Annotated in this window: 17 protein-coding genes and 1 pseudogene; 15 read left to right on the top strand and 3 right to left on the bottom strand. The window is 59.2% G+C overall.

The features are described 5' to 3' along the window. The 5 genes from PHF15_RS14080 (at nt 1) to dmpG (ending at nt 5,046) form a co-directional block, all read left to right on the top strand. Nucleotides 1-1,284 carry a TRAP transporter large permease gene (locus tag PHF15_RS14080; RefSeq protein ID WP_300121977.1) on the top strand — a complete coding sequence of 428 codons (1,284 nt, stop codon included), beginning with the start codon at nt 1-3 and terminating at the stop codon, nt 1,282-1,284. Between the two features lie 28 nt (nt 1,285-1,312). After that, entirely contained in the window at nt 1,313-2,548 is a 1,236-nt protein-coding gene (locus tag PHF15_RS14075; RefSeq protein WP_300121975.1) for a Rieske 2Fe-2S domain-containing protein, read from the top strand. Nucleotides 2,549-2,551: 3 nt separating this feature from the next. Further along, nucleotides 2,552-3,022, top strand: a complete 471-nt coding sequence (locus PHF15_RS14070) for a nuclear transport factor 2 family protein (protein ID WP_300121973.1) — start codon at nt 2,552-2,554, stop codon at nt 3,020-3,022. A 52-nt stretch (nt 3,023-3,074) separates the two neighbouring features. Further along, nucleotides 3,075-3,956, top strand: a complete 882-nt coding sequence (locus PHF15_RS14065; protein ID WP_300121971.1) for an acetaldehyde dehydrogenase (acetylating) — start codon at nt 3,075-3,077, stop codon at nt 3,954-3,956. 70 nt (nt 3,957-4,026) lie between these two features. Further along, nucleotides 4,027-5,046: a 4-hydroxy-2-oxovalerate aldolase gene (gene dmpG / locus PHF15_RS14060; protein WP_300121969.1), complete on the top strand. Its 1,020-nt coding sequence runs from the start codon at nt 4,027-4,029 to the stop codon at nt 5,044-5,046. 43 nt (nt 5,047-5,089) lie between these two features. Here dmpG and PHF15_RS14055 read toward each other — a convergent pair whose 3' ends face one another. Continuing rightward, nucleotides 5,090-5,887 (bottom strand): IclR family transcriptional regulator, encoded by a 798-nt coding sequence (locus PHF15_RS14055; protein WP_300121968.1) that lies wholly within the window; start codon nt 5,885-5,887, stop codon nt 5,090-5,092. A 150-nt stretch (nt 5,888-6,037) separates the two neighbouring features. On the opposite strand from PHF15_RS14055, the gene PHF15_RS14050 reads away from it, so the two are divergent. Together PHF15_RS14050 and PHF15_RS14045 are read left to right on the top strand one after the other, a co-directional pair. Continuing rightward, on the top strand, nt 6,038-6,763 hold the full coding sequence (locus PHF15_RS14050) for a sulfite exporter TauE/SafE family protein (RefSeq protein WP_300121967.1): 726 nt from the start codon (nt 6,038-6,040) through the stop codon (nt 6,761-6,763). Nucleotides 6,764-6,920: 157 nt separating this feature from the next. Further along, on the top strand, nt 6,921-7,373 hold the full coding sequence (locus PHF15_RS14045; protein ID WP_300121966.1) for a hemerythrin domain-containing protein: 453 nt from the start codon (nt 6,921-6,923) through the stop codon (nt 7,371-7,373). Between the two features lie 48 nt (nt 7,374-7,421). Here PHF15_RS14045 and PHF15_RS14040 read toward each other — a convergent pair whose 3' ends face one another. Beyond that, nucleotides 7,422-8,366 (bottom strand): LysR family transcriptional regulator, encoded by a 945-nt coding sequence (locus PHF15_RS14040; protein WP_300121965.1) that lies wholly within the window; start codon nt 8,364-8,366, stop codon nt 7,422-7,424. Nucleotides 8,367-8,477: 111 nt separating this feature from the next. Here PHF15_RS14040 and PHF15_RS14035 point away from each other — a divergent pair, with 111 nt between their 5' ends. Genes PHF15_RS14035 through PHF15_RS14010 form a run of 6 tightly spaced genes read left to right on the top strand, consistent with a single transcriptional unit; the run spans nt 8,478 to nt 15,343 of the window. Further along, nucleotides 8,478-11,399 (top strand): molybdopterin oxidoreductase family protein, encoded by a 2,922-nt coding sequence (locus PHF15_RS14035; RefSeq protein WP_300121964.1) that lies wholly within the window; start codon nt 8,478-8,480, stop codon nt 11,397-11,399. Beyond that, nucleotides 11,396-12,124: a 4Fe-4S dicluster domain-containing protein gene (locus PHF15_RS14030; RefSeq protein ID WP_300121962.1), complete on the top strand. Its 729-nt coding sequence runs from the start codon at nt 11,396-11,398 to the stop codon at nt 12,122-12,124. Before PHF15_RS14035 ends, PHF15_RS14030 begins: the two co-directional genes overlap by 4 nt. Before the next feature lie 18 nt (nt 12,125-12,142). Further along, nucleotides 12,143-13,084 carry a DmsC/YnfH family molybdoenzyme membrane anchor subunit gene (locus PHF15_RS14025; RefSeq protein WP_300121959.1) on the top strand — a complete coding sequence of 314 codons (942 nt, stop codon included), beginning with the start codon at nt 12,143-12,145 and terminating at the stop codon, nt 13,082-13,084. 12 nt (nt 13,085-13,096) lie between these two features. Beyond that, nucleotides 13,097-14,062: a sulfite exporter TauE/SafE family protein gene (locus PHF15_RS14020; RefSeq protein ID WP_300121956.1), complete on the top strand. Its 966-nt coding sequence runs from the start codon at nt 13,097-13,099 to the stop codon at nt 14,060-14,062. A 13-nt stretch (nt 14,063-14,075) separates the two neighbouring features. After that, a complete protein-coding gene (locus tag PHF15_RS14015; RefSeq protein ID WP_300121954.1) occupies nt 14,076-14,519 on the top strand; it encodes a hypothetical protein in 444 nt (147 codons plus the stop codon). Nucleotides 14,520-14,521: 2 nt separating this feature from the next. Then, nucleotides 14,522-15,343, top strand: coding sequence for a universal stress protein (locus PHF15_RS14010; RefSeq protein ID WP_300121952.1), 822 nt, complete (start codon nt 14,522-14,524; stop codon nt 15,341-15,343). A gap of 159 nt (nt 15,344-15,502) precedes the next feature. Here PHF15_RS14010 and PHF15_RS14005 read toward each other — a convergent pair. After that, nucleotides 15,503-15,791, bottom strand: a pseudogene (locus tag PHF15_RS14005) (IS3 family transposase); the annotation flags it as partial. A gap of 137 nt (nt 15,792-15,928) precedes the next feature. On the opposite strand from PHF15_RS14005, the gene PHF15_RS14000 reads away from it, so the two are divergent. Both PHF15_RS14000 and PHF15_RS13995 read left to right on the top strand, forming a co-directional pair. After that, nucleotides 15,929-16,546, top strand: coding sequence for a hypothetical protein (locus PHF15_RS14000; protein WP_300121949.1), 618 nt, complete (start codon nt 15,929-15,931; stop codon nt 16,544-16,546). Nucleotides 16,547-16,568: 22 nt separating this feature from the next. Beyond that, nucleotides 16,569-17,945, top strand: a complete 1,377-nt coding sequence (locus PHF15_RS13995) for an LPD7 domain-containing protein (RefSeq protein ID WP_300121948.1) — start codon at nt 16,569-16,571, stop codon at nt 17,943-17,945. The last annotated feature ends 6 nt before the right edge of the window (nt 17,946-17,951 follow it).

Here is a 17,951-nt window from a genome sequence, read left to right as displayed (position 1 = left end):
ATGATTTTAAGCATCATCTCGATTCTCACCGCGCTGTTGTTCATCACCGGAACACCTATTCTCTTGATCATCGCGGGATGGGTTATCGCGGCCTCCTACTTTGTCATCGATTTTCCGCTCGCCAACATCGGTGTCGGCGCAACCGACAGCATCACGAGTTTTGTTTTTCTTGCGGTCCCTCTGTTTGTGGCAACGGGAGACTTTCTGACTGAAGGCGGTATTTCTCAAAAACTGGTTGCTTTTGCGCGCAGTCTGGTCCGGCCTTTGCCGGGTGCTACGACATGCTCGGCGATTTTGGCGTCAGGTATGTTCGCTGCCGTGAGCGGCTCCAATTCGGCGACCGCAGCGACGATGGGAAGAATGTTGGGCCCGGCAATGGCCAGCACCGGCATGCCCACCAGTCGGGCTGCGGCCATTGTCGCGGCTGCGGGCACGGTGGGGGTCATCATTCCTCCCAGTGTGATTTTTATTGTCTACGGAATCACTCTCAACGTATCGTCAACCGACCTGTTCAGCGGCGGCATTCTGCCGGGCATCCTGATGGTTCTGATGATGTTGGTTGCTGGTTCATTCCTTTCCCGCAAATACGAGCCTTCTGCTGGCTTGAAAAGTCTGAAGCTTTCAGACATCTCGCGCGCCGCGGTCGGGGCTTGGTTGGGGTTCCTGGCCATTGGGGTGATCTTCTATGGCGTGTTCGGTGGTTTGTTCAGTCCCACTGAGGCGGCCGGTGTCGTCACCATTTTTACCTGCCTGGCGGGACTGTTCATCACGCGCAAGATCAAGATGCGCAATCTTGCCTCAATCATGATGCGCAGCGCCGCTATTACCGGAATGATCGTGCCGCTGGTTGGGTTTTCAGTACTCTTTCAACAAGTCCTTGCCCAGCTCGGTGCAAGTCAGGCACTCCAGGATTTGCTGGCGTCTGTTGGGCAATCTTATGGGCAATTTTCAGTACTCGTTTCAATGATGCTTCTGATACTGCTGGTCGGAGCCTTCACAGAATCAGTGGCTGTTGTATTGATCCTGGCACCGATGCTGGCACCGGTTGCGCTGAACTTGGGCTTTGATCCGGTGCACTGGGGGGTCATTTTCGTCGTTGGTACGAGCATTGGTTTCATTACCCCGCCCTACGGCCTGAATCTATTCGTGGTCAGCGCGGTTTGCAAGGTGCCGTTTGGGCACGTCATCAAATCTATCTGGCCGATGATATTTGTGCTCTTGGCTGCGTGGATTCTGATAGCGATTTTCCCCTGGTTGTCGCTGGCGTTCATACCGTCTCGTTAATTCTCTTTATCTTGAAAGGACATTTCTTATGTCTACAAACGCTATTGATTGGGATGCGCCTCCAACCCTTCCTGCCGACCATTACGTCGATGCGTCAATCTACACGAGTGAGCATATTCTTGCGGAAGAACGCAACAAAATATTCGCCAAGACCTGGAAGTTCGTTTGCCACGAAAGCGAACTGCCCAACCCGGGCGACTATCGCACCACTGAACATGCCGGTATTCCGTTGTTGCTCACCAGGGGCGAAGACGGCGTGATCCGCTGCTTCTACAACGCCTGCTCGCACCGCGGCGCGTTGGTGGCGACCAAGCCACGCGGCAACGCCAAACGCCTGACTTGCTTCTTCCACCGGTGGACTTTCGATACCAATGGGCGCTGTACCGAAATGACGCGGCCGGAGGGTTATGCACAGCACGGTCCGACCAAAGAAGCGTCCGGTCTGCGCGCGGTCCGCTGCGAAACCCCACTCGGTCTAGTCTTCATCAACCTGGACGACAACGCCGAGGCTTTTGATCGTCATATCGGCGACTCGCTTGACCAGTTGCGCGAACCCATGGGAACGGTGCCGCTTGAGGTTTTCCATCTGCATCGGGTGACGATGCGGGCCAACTGGAAGCAGTGGCAGGAAACGAACATGGAGCTCTACCATGAATGGGGCCACGTGGTGAACCGCGTCACCTCGGTGGCTGCCAAGGGATACCACGAGCGCCTCTGGGGTATACACGCCAATGGTCATGGCTGGCTGGATCCGCTAGCGGTCAAGTACGACAACTACAGTGGCTGGGAGTCGCGCGACCATACATTACTGCCAGGCCTGACACCCGGCGAATTCCGCGTCGTCGATTTGTTCCCCAACACCACGATCATCATCCGCGGCTCGGTTGTCCGCATCGACACCACCATTCCGATTGCGCCGGGTGTGACCATCCTTGAGCAACGCGGCTTGGGTGTCAAGGGCGATAGCGCCGAAGATCGCCGTACCCGCCAAAAGCACCACAACCAGTTCTGGGGACCGCTTGGCCGCAACCTCGCCGAAGACGTCATCTTTGTTGAAGCAGTAGAGCGCACCTTGCGGCACGGCGGATCACGCTGGGGCGTGTTTGCACGCCATGAAAACCTGATGTCACAAGATGACGAAATCATGCGCGCCTACTACCACGTGTGGGGTCGAATGATGGGGCGCGAGGCAAGCAACCCTCTTGGCCAAGCGCGATCCGCGTCAATAAATACGGTGACCGCCGCAACAACCGTGAAGGACTGAACGATGAACCCGACTCTTGAAATGCGAGAAAACGTCCGCGAGCTGCTGGCTCGCGTGGCCATGAACCTGGATGACGAACAGTTTGATGCATTTTTGGCGAATTGCAACGCTGACTTTACCTACCGCGTGGTTGCACACAGCCCGGAGCTTGGCCAGGACATGGTTTGGCTAGACCACGACCTGAACGACTTGAAGTCCATGTTGAAGATGGTGCCCCAACATGTTCGCATGGCCGGGCGCCTGGTTCGTCACCTCAGCACAGCGACGATCCGCACCGTCGGAGACAGTTGCGCCGAGGCGACCTCCCGCATGTTGCTCGTTCATACCGACCCTGAAGGCATATCGCGCCTGCTGGCCGTCGGAACCTGTGTCGACACCGTCGTGATCGGCGATCCGGGTGCTTTGAAACTGACCCAGCGGGAAGTTCGGCTGGACACCCGCGACTGGAGTCCTGGTCTGCACGTGCCAATTTGATCCATATCCCTTCTTTCACCATTTCTCAACTCGTCCTAAAAAGCAATTGACCATGACCATTACCCAAAACAGCAACCGACGCCCATTGCGTGCCGCCATCGTTGGTTCAGGAAACATCGGTACCGACCTGATGTACAAACTTCATCGCAACCCGAATTTCGAGGTCGTGCTCGTATCCGGCATCGACCCCGCCTCTGAAGGCTTGGCACGCGCACGTGAAATGGGACTTGGCACGTCCACCGACGGCGTCGAGGCCGTGTTTCAAGGCGGTTCAATCGACGTGGTGTTCGAGGCCACCTCCGCCAAGATTCACGCCGCCAATGCCCCGCGCTACGAGAAAGCAGGCATATTGGCTGTCGATTTGACTCCCGCCAAGGTTGGCCCGTGCGTGGTGCCGTCAGTCAACATCGGTGCGAACAAGGCCGCCAACAACTACAACCTGATCTCATGCGCGGCCCAGGCGACGGTGCCAATCGTGTACGCCGTGTCGCGCGTTGTGCCGGTGAGCTATGCCGAAATTGTCGCCACGGTGTCCAGTAAAAGCATCGGTCCCGGCACGCGTCACAACATTGAAGAGTTCACACACACCACGAGCACCGCGCTGGCAGAAGTCGGCGGTGCGCAACGCGGCAAATCACTGATCATTGTGAATCCTGCGAATCCACCGGTTTTGATGCGCAACACGGTGTACACCGTGGTCGGAAAAGATGTCGATATTGAGGCCATTCGGGTTTCCATCCACCGCATGGTGGCAGACGTACAGCGCTATGTCCCCGGCTACCAATTGGTCGTGGAACCCTTCTTGCGTGACGACCACGTGATGACCACGATCGAGGTCACCGGTGCCGGTGATTTCCTGCCCAAATATGCGGGCAATCTCGACATCATCAACGCTGCAGCAGTTGCGGTGGCCGAGCGTCGGCTGCTGTACTGATTGATGGTTCTCGGGTTGCGTGGTCGCCCATGACTACCCACCAATACTTAATACTTGAAAGGAAATAAACATGGCTAAGATTACTTTCGTTGACGTGACATTGCGCGACGGCAACCACACCTACAGGCACCAATTTACGCCCGACATCGTGAGCCGCACCGCGGCCGCGCTTGACGCTGCCGGGGTTGACATCATTGAGGTTGGGCACGGTGACGGCCTGGGGGGCAGTACCGTGCACGTGGGACGTGCGCCGGTGTCCGACATTGATCTGATCAAAGCGGCCACTTCGGTTGTCAAACGTGCCAAGGTTGGCATCCTGTTGTTGCCCGGTTTTGGTATCTTTCGCGACCTTGAAGCTGCAGCCGAAGCGGGTGTCACTGTGGCGCGCGTTGCAAGTCACTCGACCGAAGCGGACACGACCGAACAGCACATTCAAAAGGCGCGCGAGTTGGGTATGTTCACGGTCGGTTATCTGGTTTCCGCAGGCATGGCCAGCCCGGAACTCTTGGCTGAAGAGGCCGCCAAACTTGAATCATACGGCGCGCAGTACGTGAACCTGGCAGAGTCCCAAGGCCACCTGGTACCGTCTGAAGTTGCCGCGCGTGTTCGTGCGGTGCGCAAGGCGGTAAGTATCCCGATTGGATTTCACCCGCATAACAATTTGGGACTGGCCATTGGGAATATTCTGGCGGCCATTGACGAGGGTGTGACCTATATCGACGGTAGCCTCAAGGGCTTCGGCGGCGGTGCAGGCAACGCCCAGACAGAAACGGTGATTGCAGCACTCAAGCGGGCTGGTCATGAAGTGGGCACTGATCTGTTCGGCATTCTTGATGCCGCCCAGACCTTTGCCGATCTGGTTGCGCCGCAGCCCATGCCGGTGATCGACAACGACTCCATCTTGATGGGTTACGCCAATGTTTATGGCGGTTACGTGCACCCCGTCAAGCACGCCGCGAAGCACTACAACGTTGATCCGCGCGAGTTGATTATTCGCTTGGGTAAGCGTCAGGTGGTCGCCGGCCAGGAGGATGCGGTGGAGGACGAGGCGCAAAAGCTCGCCCGGGAAACGCATCTGAAGGCGGCATGAATCGAATTAAAGAGTCCAGGCAAGTATCTGAACTTTGGCCGACTCAGAACCCGGCCAGAAAATGCGACAACTGATGAATGGCTGGTACGACCGAACTGATGAGTTCACCCGTTTCCTTGCACTCGCGGCCCATCCGTTCGTCGTCGAACACGTGTTCGACATCGCTGGAGCAGGTGATGACTATGCAGCCCAGCGTATCGCCCCTGTAAGTGATGGGTGCGCCGTAGGCGACGAGCCCCACAAAAGACTCGTCGCGCGAGATCACGAAACCATTTTTACTGATTTCGTTCAACTGCCCCGCCAGCTTCTTGGGTTCGGTCACCGTGAACGGCGTGGTTGCTGGGTATGGTCCTGGGCCGAGCAACGCCTCGCGCCGCGCTGGCGGCATTGCGGCCAGCAAAATTTTGCCGGAAGCCGAACCGTGCAATGGGGACGCGAGCCGGATATCGTAGTAGGAACTGAGCGTGAGTTGCCCATGTATCACATCGACGATCACCCGCTCGATGCTAGTGAAGGCGATCAATCCCACCGTTTCCTTGGTGCGTTCGTTCAGTCGCTCGAGATGGGGCCTTGCTTGCAGCTTGAACAACGACCAGGGGTGCCACGGCGCGCATCGCACCAGCGCATGGGGACCTGCCGCGTATTCACGCGTCAGGTCGTCCTGGACGGCCCAGCCCTCCAGGGTCAGCGTCTGCAACATCCGATGACAGGTACTGGTATCGAAGCCTGTGGCGCGCGCCAAACGTGCAAGAGATATAGGGGCAGGCGCTTCGGTCAGAACCTGTATCAATTTAAGGCCGCGTGCAAGCGTGCCTACCGTGCCGTTAGTTTCCGTTTTCATGATGAAACTCAAGGTGATCGAACTGGCCTAGAGTGTAGCCGCGTGTCGATTGATTGCGTTTGCTCAACCTGCCATTCCAAGTGAGATCCGAACCATGACAACACACGCTCCGAAGTCGTTCCACCACCCGTTGCTTTCCGAGTCCACCTGATGAGCACCGTTGATATTCTCATTTCAGCTTTGATCGTGTGCTTGGCCGGCGTCGTGCGCGGCGTCACGGGCTTTGGCGGCGCGATGGTCATGTCACCATTGCTTGCCCTCTTGATCGGTCCCCAGGCGGCCGTGCTGACAGCCCTTCTGCTTGAGGGGTTCGCGCCGCTGCCCCTGCTGCCGGCCGTCGCACGAATAGCCAACTGGAAGGTGATGCGACCCATCATTGCGGCTGCCTTCGTCGCCGCGCCGATTGGCGGGTTGCTGCTTGCCCACGTGGAAGCGAACCTGATGCGCAAGGCGATTGCGGTCGTGGTGCTGTCGTTCGCGTTGATCATGTTTTTCGGCGTTCAAATTCGCACCCGAGCGTCAACCAGCGCGCGGCTCGCTGTCGGCGGGATTGGTGGCGTGCTGGTCGGCGCTACCAGCATGGGCGGACCGCCGGTGATTCTGTACTTGATGGCCAGTGGCGAATCATTGCCTGTGCTGCGCGCGAACTTGATGGTGTACGTGGCTGCGGCTTCGTTCGCCGGGCTTGCTGCGATGGGAATCACCAGCGTGCTGGACCCGCAAATTGTGTTAATGGCAATGGCCTTGGCCCCGGTATATCTGGCCTCAGCATGGTTCGGAGGACGTCTGTTTCGTCACGTGAATGAGCGGCTTTTCCGCCGTGTGACGCTGCTATTGCTGATCACCGTGTCGGCTGTGATTCTGGTCGCCGCGTAAATGTCAAGAGAGAAACGTGAACGATCAGCGCGTTAACATTGGACCTTTTCGGCATTCACACTCCATTCAATACCTTGCGCGCGCACCTTCGCAACGCTCCACAACATTAATTGCAACACCCGGGCATGGAAACCTTCCACCACGGAATTAAATTGTTATGCCACACACCCCGAAAATCACCCCAACTGAATTTGTCTGGACCGATGCTTACCTTGTTGGTTTTCATGAAATGGACGATGTTCATCGCGAATTCGTGCAAATCGTTCAAGCCATGCAGAGCTGCACAGACGCAGAATTTCCAGCAGCGCTGGCGCAATTTATTTTGCATGCCAAAGCACACTTCGGCGCAGAAGATGCTTGGATGATCGAGACCAACTTCCCACCCAAAGACTGCCATATGGACGAGCACGCGGCAGTAATGAAATCGGCCGACGATGTGCGGGCACTCGTGACAACTGGAAACATTGCCATTGGCCGCTCGTTCGCCGCCGAACTGGTGCGGTGGTTTCCTGGTCACGCCGACTACCTTGATTCGGCGTTGGCGCAATGGATGGTCAAGCGTAAGCACGGGGGCAAGCCAGTTGTCCTGCGTCGTGGTGTTTCTTCTTAAATATGTTCAACGGGCTGGGTCCTTGATGCCACCAGAGCCAAGTCGGCATCACGTGCGTGGCATCTGATCAGCTTCTACGTTGCTGCACATGCTGAGGAAATCCAGCGTTCCCAAACCGAGCCGTCGCTCACGATGAACGACGATCGTGAGCCTGCGCATGGCAGCCGGCAAGCGGGTGGCAATCTCCACCAACGTTCCCTGCGCAAGCTCCCGTGCAATAGCACGAACGGACACGCAACCCAGCAATGAACTCGAGGCGACGACGCCTTTGAGTGCCTCGGTACTGCCGAGCACCAGGTCAACGTTCAGGTTACCGAGCCGCTCCACCAGCCAGCGCTCGGCCGCCTCTCGGGTGCCGGAGCCCGGCTCACGTAACGCCCAGGCAGCCTGGCGCAACTGTTTCAGGTCAACAACCGTGCCGACAGAAGGGTGGTGCGGTGCCGCGATGATCGCCATGCGGTCCATCAGCCAGGGGCGTAGAACTAAATCCGGATGGGTTTGTGGCCCTTCGATGAAGCCGATGTCAGCTTCGAACGAGGTAACAGCCTCGACCACTTCGCCGGAGTTACCGATCATGAGGTTCACCGGGCTAGACGGATGCGAAATTTTCCAGCGCCCAATCAGCGCGGGCAGCAGGTATTCCCCGATTGTCAGGCTCGCGGCCATGCGAAGCGGCGTAGCATGCTCCCCGTCAAACAGGTGCTCGACTTCGGTCGCGTGATCAAGCAAGGATTCAGCCCTGGGTAGCAAGGTTCGGCCATGTTCATTGAGAACCAGTCGGCGCCCGACGCGGTCGAACAGCCGAACGCCCAGCGAGCCTTCGAGATCGACCAGCGCTGCGCTGGCTGCCGACTGAGACCGGGCCATATGGTCAGCCGCGGCGCGCGTGGAGCCAGCCCGTGCGGTGGCGACAAATACCTTGAGCTGGCGCAGGTTTAATCTCAAACCGGACGCTGTTCGTGGCAAGTTCAATTGAACGGATTTTAAGGTCATACTGAACTAAATTATCCGCTTTATTTGTTAACTGATATTGGCTAGACTGCATGCAGGTTCCCGTGCAGCATGGTGTTGCACCACCGACAGAGGGGTTCAATGCTTCACGTAATGACAAAAAAACCGCTACACGACCCGATTGCTGCACCGTTACCCGGCGCCAGAACCGAGGTCAAAAATACCACCTGCTACATGTGTGCCTGCCGTTGCGGCATCCGGGTGCACCTGCGCAACGGTGAAGTGCGCTACATCGAGGGCAACCCCGACCACCCCTTGAATCAGGGCGTGATTTGCGCCAAGGGCTCCTCGGGCATCATGAAGCAGTATTCACCGGCGCGCCTGACCAAGCCCTTGCTGCGCAAACCAGGCAGCGACCGCGGTGATGGCCAATTTGAAGAGATCGAATGGGACGCGGCCTTTGCCATGCTGGAGGAGCGGCTTAAAAAGCTGCGCGCCACCGACCCTAAACAGTTTGCCCTGTTCACCGGGCGCGACCAGATGCAGGCGCTCACCGGGCTGTTTGCGCGCCAGTTCGGCACCCCCAACTACGCCGCTCACGGCGGTTTTTGCTCGGTTAACATGGCCGCCGGCATGATCTACACCATTGGCGGCTCCTTCTGGGAATTCGGCGGCCCCGACCTGGAGCGCGCCAAGCTGTTCGTGATGATCGGCACCGCCGAAGACCACCATTCCAACCCCATGAAAAAGGAGCTTTCCAAGTTCAAGCGGGGTGGTGGGCGCTTTGTCTCGATCAATCCGGTGCGCACTGGCTACTCGGCCATTGCCGACGAATGGATTCCCATCAAACCCGGCACCGACGGTGCCCTGTTTTTGGCGCTGATCCACGAACTCATCAAGCAAGGCCTGTACGACCGCGAGTTTTTGGCGCGCTACACCAACGCCGGCCAGCTGGTGAACCAGGACGTTGCCTCCGACGACTTTGGCATGTTTGTGCGCAACCCGGAGGGCGACGTGGTCAACCCGCTGCGCCCGGCCAACTTCAGCTGGTGGGACCGGCACAGCGAGCAAAGCGTGTCTGACCACACCGAAGGCGCTGACCCGGCGCTGCTGGGCCACTTCAAGATGCCCGACGGCACCCCCGCCGTGCCCGCCTTCCAGTTGCTCGAAGAACGCGTCAAACCCTACACGCCGGAGTGGGCCGAGGGCATCACCGGCATTCCGGCCGCCACCATCACGCGCCTGGCCCATGAGATGGGTATCACCGCACGTGACCAAAAAATAGAGCTGCCCATTGCCTGGACCGATTGCTGGGGCAAGCGCCACCAATCCGTCACCGGCAACCCGGTGGCCTTTCACGCCATGCGGGGCCTGGCGGCGCACTCCAACGGTTTCCAGACCATCCGCTCGCTGTCCATTTTGATGTCCTTGCTGGGCACCATCGACCGACCCGGCGGCTTCCGGCACAAAGCGCCATACCCACGCGCCGTGCCGCCCAATGCCCGCCCGCCCAAGGGGCCGCAGGCGGTCAAACCCAACACGCCGCTGGACGGCGCGCCGCTGGGCTGGCCGGAGAGTCCGGACGATTTGTTTGTGGATGAAGCCGGTGGCCCGGTGCGCATTGACAAGGGTTTTTCGTGGGAACACCCACTCTCAGCCCATGGCTTGATGCAAAACGTGATCACCAACGCCTGGCGCGGTGACCCCTACCGAATTGACACCCTGCTGATTTTTATGGCCAACATGGCCTGGAACTCCACCATGAACACGTCGGATGTGCGCGAAATGCTCAACGACAAACATGCGGATGGCGACAAAGCCGGTGAGTACAAGATTCCGTTCCTGGTGGTGTGCGACGCCTTCCAGTCTGAGATGACAGCCTTTGCCGACCTGGTGCTGCCCGACACCACTTACCTGGAACGTCACGACACCATGTCGATGCTGGACCGCCCGATCTCTGAATTTGACGGCCCGGTTGACTCGGTGCGCATCCCGGTGGTGGCGCCCAAGGGTCAGTGCAAACCGTTCCAGGAGGTGGTGGTCGAGCTGGCCAGCCGGCTCAAACTGCCAGCCTTTACCAACCCCGATGGCAGCCGCAAGTACAAGGGTTACACCGACTTTATTGTCAATTACGAAACCGCACCCGGCTCCGGCATTGGATTCCTGGCGGGCTGGCGCGGCAAGGGCGGCGAGAAATCCATGCGCGGTGAGCCCAACCCCAAGCAGTGGGAGATGTACGAGAAGAACAACTGCGTCTTTCACTACCAGATGCCACCCGAGCACCAGTACATGCGCAACTGGAACCTGGGCTACATGGAATGGGCGCAAAAAATCGGCATCCGGCGCGACAAGGACCCCATCGTTATCCACATCTACTCCGAATTCCTGCAGGGATTTCGCCGTGCAGCGCAGGGAAAGCGCGCTGGCAAGCAGCCGCCGGACCACCTGCGCAAACGGGTGGAGACCTATTTCGATCCGCTGCCGTTTCATTACGCGCCGCTCGAAGAGCAGGCCACCGACATGGGCAAATACCCGCTCAACGCCATCACCCAGCGCCCCATGGCCATGTACCACTCCTGGGACTCGCAAAACGCCTGGCTGCGCCAGATCCACACGCACAACTACCTGTTTGTGAACACCAAGACCGCCCAGGCCCAGGGTATTGCCGATGGCGGCTGGATGTGGGTCGAGTCGCAGTGGGGCAAGGTCCGTTGCATGTGCCGCTACTCCGAGGCGGTGGAGCCCGGCACGGTCTGGACCTGGAACGCCATTGGCAAGTCGGCAGGCGCCTGGAACCTGAGCGCCGATGCCAACGAATCGCAACGCGGCTTCCTGCTGAACCACCTGATTTCCGAGGAGCTGCCGCTGGCGGGCTCGGCATCTACCGTGTCCAACTCCGACCCCATCACCGGCCAGGCTGCCTGGTACGACGTGCGGGTGCGCATCTACAAGGCCGCCGAGGGCGAGCCTGAACAAACCTTTCCACAATTCAAGGCGGTGCCCGCAGCCCCCGGCATGCGCCAGGTGCTGCCACGCATCCAGGCCTATTTCGCGGGCAGGGGAGACAGCAAATGACCCAACTCGCCCTCGTCATCGACCTCAATGTGTGTGTCGGCTGCCACGCCTGTGTGACCAGCTGCAAACAGTGGAACACCTCCGGCACGGCAGGTGCATTGGTCGACCTCAACCCCTACGCGGCCGACCCCAACGGCACTTTTTTCAACCGGGTGCAGACCTTCGAAGTGGGTGAGTACCCGAACACGCAAACCGTGCACTTTCCCAAGAGCTGCCTGCACTGCGAAGACCCGCCCTGCGTGCCGGTATGCCCCACGGGCGCGAGCTACAAGCGCGCCGAGGACGGCATTGTGCTGGTGGATTACGACAAGTGCATCGGCTGCAAATACTGCAGCTGGGCCTGCCCCTACGGTGCGCGCGAGTTCGACGAAGAGCGCAAGGTCATGACCAAGTGCACGCTGTGCGTGGACCGCGTCACCGACACCAAGCTGCCCGAGCCCGAGCGCAAGCCCGCCTGCGTGCTGGCCTGTCCGGCCAACGCCCGGCTCTTTGGCGACGTGCACGACCCCGAGTCGGTGGTCTCCAAGGCCATTGCCGAGCGCGGCGGCTACCAGCTCATGCCCGAGTGGGGCACACGCCCGGCCAACCATTACCTGCCGCGGCGCAAGACCGAGATCCGCATTCACCCCGAAGACCTCGAGCGCGTCGACAACCCGCTCAAGCTCGACGGCAAACAACCCGACTACGCCGGCCGTGGCGCGGGGCGTGAAGACTTTGCAACCTGAACCTCAGACGGACTTACGATGCAACCCGCTTTTTCTGTGATCTTTTTAACCACGCTCGCCGGTGCGGCGCAGGGGCTGTTCCTGGCCCTGTACGGCACCGAGATCAGCGGTCTGGGCGCGCTCACTGCGCTGGAGAGTCAGCAGTTCCTGTCCACGGCCAGCGCTGTGGCATTGGTGCTGACTGGCCTGGGCCTGCTGGCCTCGTTCTTTCACCTCGGGCACCCGGAGCGTGCCTGGCGCTCGGCCACCATGTGGCGCACCTCCTGGCTGGCGCGCGAGGTGATTGCCTTGCCGCTGTTCATGCTGGGCCTGTTTTTGTACGCCGTCTCGCACTGGTTTGGTTTGGGCAACACCAAATTGATTGGCGCGGTCACGGTGCTGCTGTGCCTGGCGCTGTTCGTGGCCACAGCCATGATTTATGCCTCGGTGCGCTTTTTGCAGGAATGGGCCAGCCCGCTGACACTCGTCAACTACCTGCTGCTGGGCTGTGCCTCGGGCCTGACGCTGGCCACGCTGCTGGCCGCCGGCTTCGGCATGATGGCGCTGGTTGGCCCCTACGCTTTGGCTGCGGCAGGGCTCACGCTGCTGGCCTGGGTCACGCGCAGTGCCTCGCTCATTCGCAACGCCCGGCTCAAGCCCAAGTCCACCCTGCAAAGCGCCATTGGCATCAAGCACCCGCGCATCGTGCAAAAGGCGCAGGGTTTCATGGGCGGCTCGTTCAACACGCGTGAGTTCTTTCATGGCCGCAGCGCCCAATTGCTGCGCTCGGTCAAATGGACGTTTTTGTTGCTGGTGTTTCCGATGCCGCTGCTGACCCTGGCACTCGGGGTCAGTACGGCTTCCACCGTGTTGTTGTTGCTGGCCTTTGTGCTGCAGTACCTGGGTTTGCTGGCCGAGCGCTGGTTCTTTTTTGCGCAGGCCAACCACCCGCAAAATTTGTACTACCAAACCATCTCCTGAGCCCGTTTGCACATGCTCAAGTTATTCACCCGCACGCTGGCCAGTTTGCAACAGCTGGGCCTGTTGGTTGCGGTCTATGGGATGACGGCCCTGCACGCACACGCCGCCGATACTGTGGTGCCCGCAAGCGCCATGCCCTGGTGGTTTTGGCCGCTGGCGCTGTTTGTCACCTGTTTCCTGATTGGCATCGTGGCGGTGCCCGCCGGTATTGGCGGTGGCACGCTGTTTGTGCCCATCATTGGCGGCTTTTTCCCGTTTCACCTGGACTTTGTGCGCGGGGCAGGTCTGCTGGTGGCATTGGCCAGCGCTTTGGCGGCCGGGCCCATGCTGCTGCGTGGCGGCCTGGCCAGCGTGCGGCTGGCCTTGCCATTGGCGCTGCTGGCCTGCATGAGTTCGATCGCGGGGGCCTTGCTGGGCCTGGCGCTGCCCGCCTCGGTCATCCAGATTGCACTGGGCGTGATCGTTCTGGGCATCGTGGCGCTCATGCTGGCGGCCAAAAAATCAGAGTTTCCGCATGTGGTGCAGCCTGATCGCCTGTCGAGCGCGCTGGGCATTCATGGTGTTTTCATCGACGGCGCTTCCGGCCGTGCCATTGACTGGCAGGTGCACCGCACGCCGCTGGGCCTGTTTGTGTTTTTGCTCATCGGCGTCATGGCCGGCATGTTTGGCATTGGCGCCGGTTGGGCCAATGTGCCCGCGCTCAATTTGCTGATGGGTGTGCCGCTCAAGGTGTCGGCGGGCACCTCGGGCCTGGTGCTGTCCCTGGTGGACTCTTCTGCCGCCTGGGTTTACCTGAACCGTGGTGCGGTGCTGCCGATGATTGCCGTGCCGTCGGTGGTCGGCATGATGCTGGGTGCACGCATCGGCGCGCGCCTGCTGCATGTGCTCAAGGGCTCGGTGATTCGCAAGATGGTGATCACACTCCTGCTTTTTGCCGGGGTGCGCGCCCTGCTCAAGGGTTTGGGAATCTGGATATGAAAGCTGAGCAAGCATGACAAGCGAAACACTTACCACTGCGCAGCACTTGCACGCCCAACAACAACGGGATGAGTCGCGGCGTTACGCCCTGTTGCTTGACTGGAGCACACGCCTGGGTGTGCTGGCCCTGCTGCTGGCTTTTGCGGCTTACATCTTTGGCATCCTGCCCCCGCACGTTCCGCTGGACCAGTTGCCCGGCCTTTGGAACTTGCCGGTCGACGTCTACCTGCAACGCACCGCGACTCCCCAGGGTTGGGGCTGGGTGGCACTTGCCTATCATGGCGACCTGGCCAACCTGGTCGGCATTGCTTTGCTTGCAGGCAGCTCCCTGGCGCCGTTGCTGGGTCTGATGCTGCTTTATGCCAAGCGCAAGGACAGGGTTTATGCGGTGATTTGTGCGGTCATTCTGGCGGTGTTGTTGTTGGCCGCCTCAGGGCTGCTGACGGGAGGTCACTGAGTATGACGCAATTGTTCACCCACTTGCTGCTGGCCACCGAGCACAGCGAATATGACACCGGTGCCGAGGCCATGGCCTTGGCCCTGGCGCAGCGCTGCCAGTTGCCCTTGGCCACCGTGCTGCCGCTGGTCAGCAACCCTGAATATGAAGCCATTGCGCCGCAAATTGCGGCTAAGGCCGAGCAGGAAGCGGCGGTGAAAATTGCCGAGCTGCGTCAACAGGCTCAAGCCGTTGGCGTGGCCATCGACCTGCGTCTGCGCCGGGGCCAGGAGCCCTACCAGGAAATCGTTGACGAGGCCCGTCAGCAGGGCAGCGATGTCGTCATCATCCGCCGCCGTGGCAAGCGCGGCTTGCTGGCCAATTTGCTGGTCGGCGAGATGGTCAGCAAGGTGGTCACTCACGCGCCTTGCCATGTGTTGATCGTGCCGCGCGAGGCGTGCTTGTGGCAGCAGCGTGTGCTGGTGGCGGCCGAGGCCACGCCAACCGGGCGCCAGATTGTTGCCACTGCAATGGGCGTGGCCGCCCAATGCGCCTTGCCGATGCAACTGGTGAGCGTGGTCGGTACCGAAGCCCAGCGACCGCCGGTAGATGCGTTTGTCACCGACATGCTTGTTGCGGCGCGTGCGTTCGGGGTGGTGGCCCAGGGTGAGGTGCGTGTGGGCAAGCCTTTCACCGAGATCCTCGCGGCCAGGGCGGCGTCTCAATCCGACCTGATCGTGATGGGAAGCCGCGGCGAGCCCGGCATTGGCCGCGCCCTGCTCGGCGGTGTGGCGCAGAAGGTGATGGGGCTGTCCGAGCACCCGGTGCTGGTTTTGCATTCTTGATTTTCAAAGGAAATTCACCATGAGCGACGCACTGAACTATCTGATCAAGGCCCGGCCTGAAACCCTGGGCCACTAGTTTGTCTTTCTGAAAGACAGCGGCAAATACCTCGATCCCAAAACTGAACTTGCCCCTGTTTTCCGGACTCCTTAGGCTGCCCATTATGCGGACTTCCGGTCTAGCTGCTGGGCCGCTATCCAGCGTTGCTCAAACGTCATCGGAGTCACTTAGCACAACGTTGAGTGCAATCTCTTGTGGTTGTAGAACGCCAGCCAATCGATCACCTCGTCCATGGCGTCGCGTGGCAAACCGTCTGCCGTATAGCCTGCCGACCTTCAGACGGCCCCACAGGCTTTCGGTGGGTGCGTCCCAGCAGTTGCCCTTGCGGCTCATTGACGATTTCATCTTGTAGCCCTTGAGAACTTCCTGGAAATCATGGCTGCAATACTTTCCAATGGGATCGGAAGATCGTCCTGGGACTGCATTTGCGCCTTCGCGGTATGGGTAAAGCCAGTCCAGCGGGGGTTCACAACCTTTCCCTCAAAGTCTTGATGCTGGACTGGCCTTCCTAAAAGGAATGCCGTCCCATGCTGAAAAATTCCGCTTTCACTTTGCTGCTAGCCCACGGCATGGTCGCCATGGCCCAAACCGTCGGCGGCAACGTCTTTTGCGCTGGCACGGCGTATGACCCATCACCCGCTTCAGTGTCAATCAGTGGCACCGTTGCCGCATCCGATGTGGGCCTGCCCGGTGCCATTTGGGTGGGTATTGAAGACCCAGGGGTGCCCGGTTACCCCGCTGCATTTTTGACACCCAGTGGCTGGGTGGCCTGGACGACCGGCGGCTTCCCCACTTACGTTGAAACACCGGCACTGGGGTCAACTTTTGCGTACTCCGCGTGCATGCCCACTTCACCTGCCGGGGGTGGCTGTGCCTCAACCAGCACCGATTTTGTTGGTTGGAAAGTCTATGCGGGCTATGGCGTCTTGACGCCTGAGCATCAAACCTTGATTGGAAAACGGCGTGCATCGCTCGACCTGGCCAAGCCCTGGCTGCAACAAAAGGGCAAGTGGCGTGCTGCCTATGAAGATGACATGGCCTTTCGCAATGCACTGATTCAAAAGTCAGCCAATGAGGGCCGCTGGGGACCAGCACTCACCATCCCACTGATCGACTGCACCCCGCCTGATTCCGGTGGTCAATGAGTTTGTACCTGAAAGGCCATCTATGGAAACTTTGACTGGTGAACAACAAAAGCGAATTGCCCTACTGGATGCCTTTGAGGCCAAAACTGCCCCTGCGCGAGAAATTCGCAATGGCGGGATTAATCAGCACGAACAGCAATACCGCGAAAAATGGCTGCAATTGCAGTCCAGCATGGAAGCCACTCGCGGCGAACTGCACGCCAGACTGAAGGGGCAGAATGCTTCTGAGCAATCCATTGCTGCATCAGTGGCCATCGAGCTGGCCAAACTCACTGAGGGCTATTACGCCCAAAAAGACAAGGCCGCTCGCGAACTGGATGGCACGTTGGCCAAACCGGAAATCTGGCTTGATTTCCTAAAAGATGCAAAGCTTGAACAACCCGATGACCCCATTTTTGACAGTCTGATTGAAGAAGCAGAAAAGACGCCGGATTCCGGCCTGGAAGGCTTCAGCCAACAAACAGCACCCAACATTGTGCTGGCCGATTTGCAGGCGCGTGAAGGTAAGGACGGCGTCATGGAATACACGCGCGGCTTGACGGTGGCCGTGCGTGATGTCGGTGACCGCCTGGATGTGCGCAAAACCGATGATCGCGATGTCGAAGCGGCACTCAAGATCGCCGCCAAAAAGTTTGACATCGACAAAGGCCTGCTGTTGATCGGTGACACGGCCTTCAAGGTCCGTGCAGCGGAGATCTCTGGCAAATTGGGCTATCCATTGCAAAACACAGAGCCTGAGGTGTTAAGGGCCTGGATGAGAGGTAAACAGGTCGCCCAAGGGCTTGAACGTGGCCGTATCCCAAGTGTTGAAGCGGGCATCACGGGTGATCCGGTCAAGAACCTGACGATCGCGCCTGTGGGCAAGTCCGTTCTTCGCGCCGATCAAAGAACGATTGACATCCTCATAAAAAGCCCCGTGGCAGATATTGACCTGCTGGGTGACGGCAAGATTTCCATGCGCGATGAACGCATGCTTGCGGCCAACGCCAGTATCAAAGATTTGGGCTATCAGGCACTTCACCAAATAGCCAGGGTTGACCTTGAACAGCAAAACGGCGGTGTAGACCCTGGTTCTGTCGATCTGCTACGTGAAAAAGGCATTTTGGACACGGACGGCAAGCTCACGCAGCTTGGAACGGATGTGGTCATGGTTCGTGATGACCGCGTCATCAGGGAGCGCGAAGCGCTGGAACCGTCGCTGAGGGCAAACATTGCACAGTATTTCAAAACGTCTGGTGACTACGTGCGTGAGGCATTTTTGGAGGTGCGGGAAAAGGCCGCACCTGAAGTGGCTGAGGACAAAAAAGAAAAGGCACTCGAACAGGAAAACGCCTTTCAGGTCGGGGGAAAAATACCCAAAGCCCGCCAAATCGCGTTCGAGGAAGAACTTGAATTTTGAACCACC

Origin of the sequence: Rhodoferax sp., assembly GCF_028689295.1 — a bacterium.
Taxonomy (GTDB): Bacteria; Pseudomonadota; Gammaproteobacteria; order Burkholderiales; family Burkholderiaceae_C; genus Rhodoferax.
Note: the sequence above shows the minus strand (reverse complement) of the source record. Positions and strands in the feature narration are given on the sequence as shown.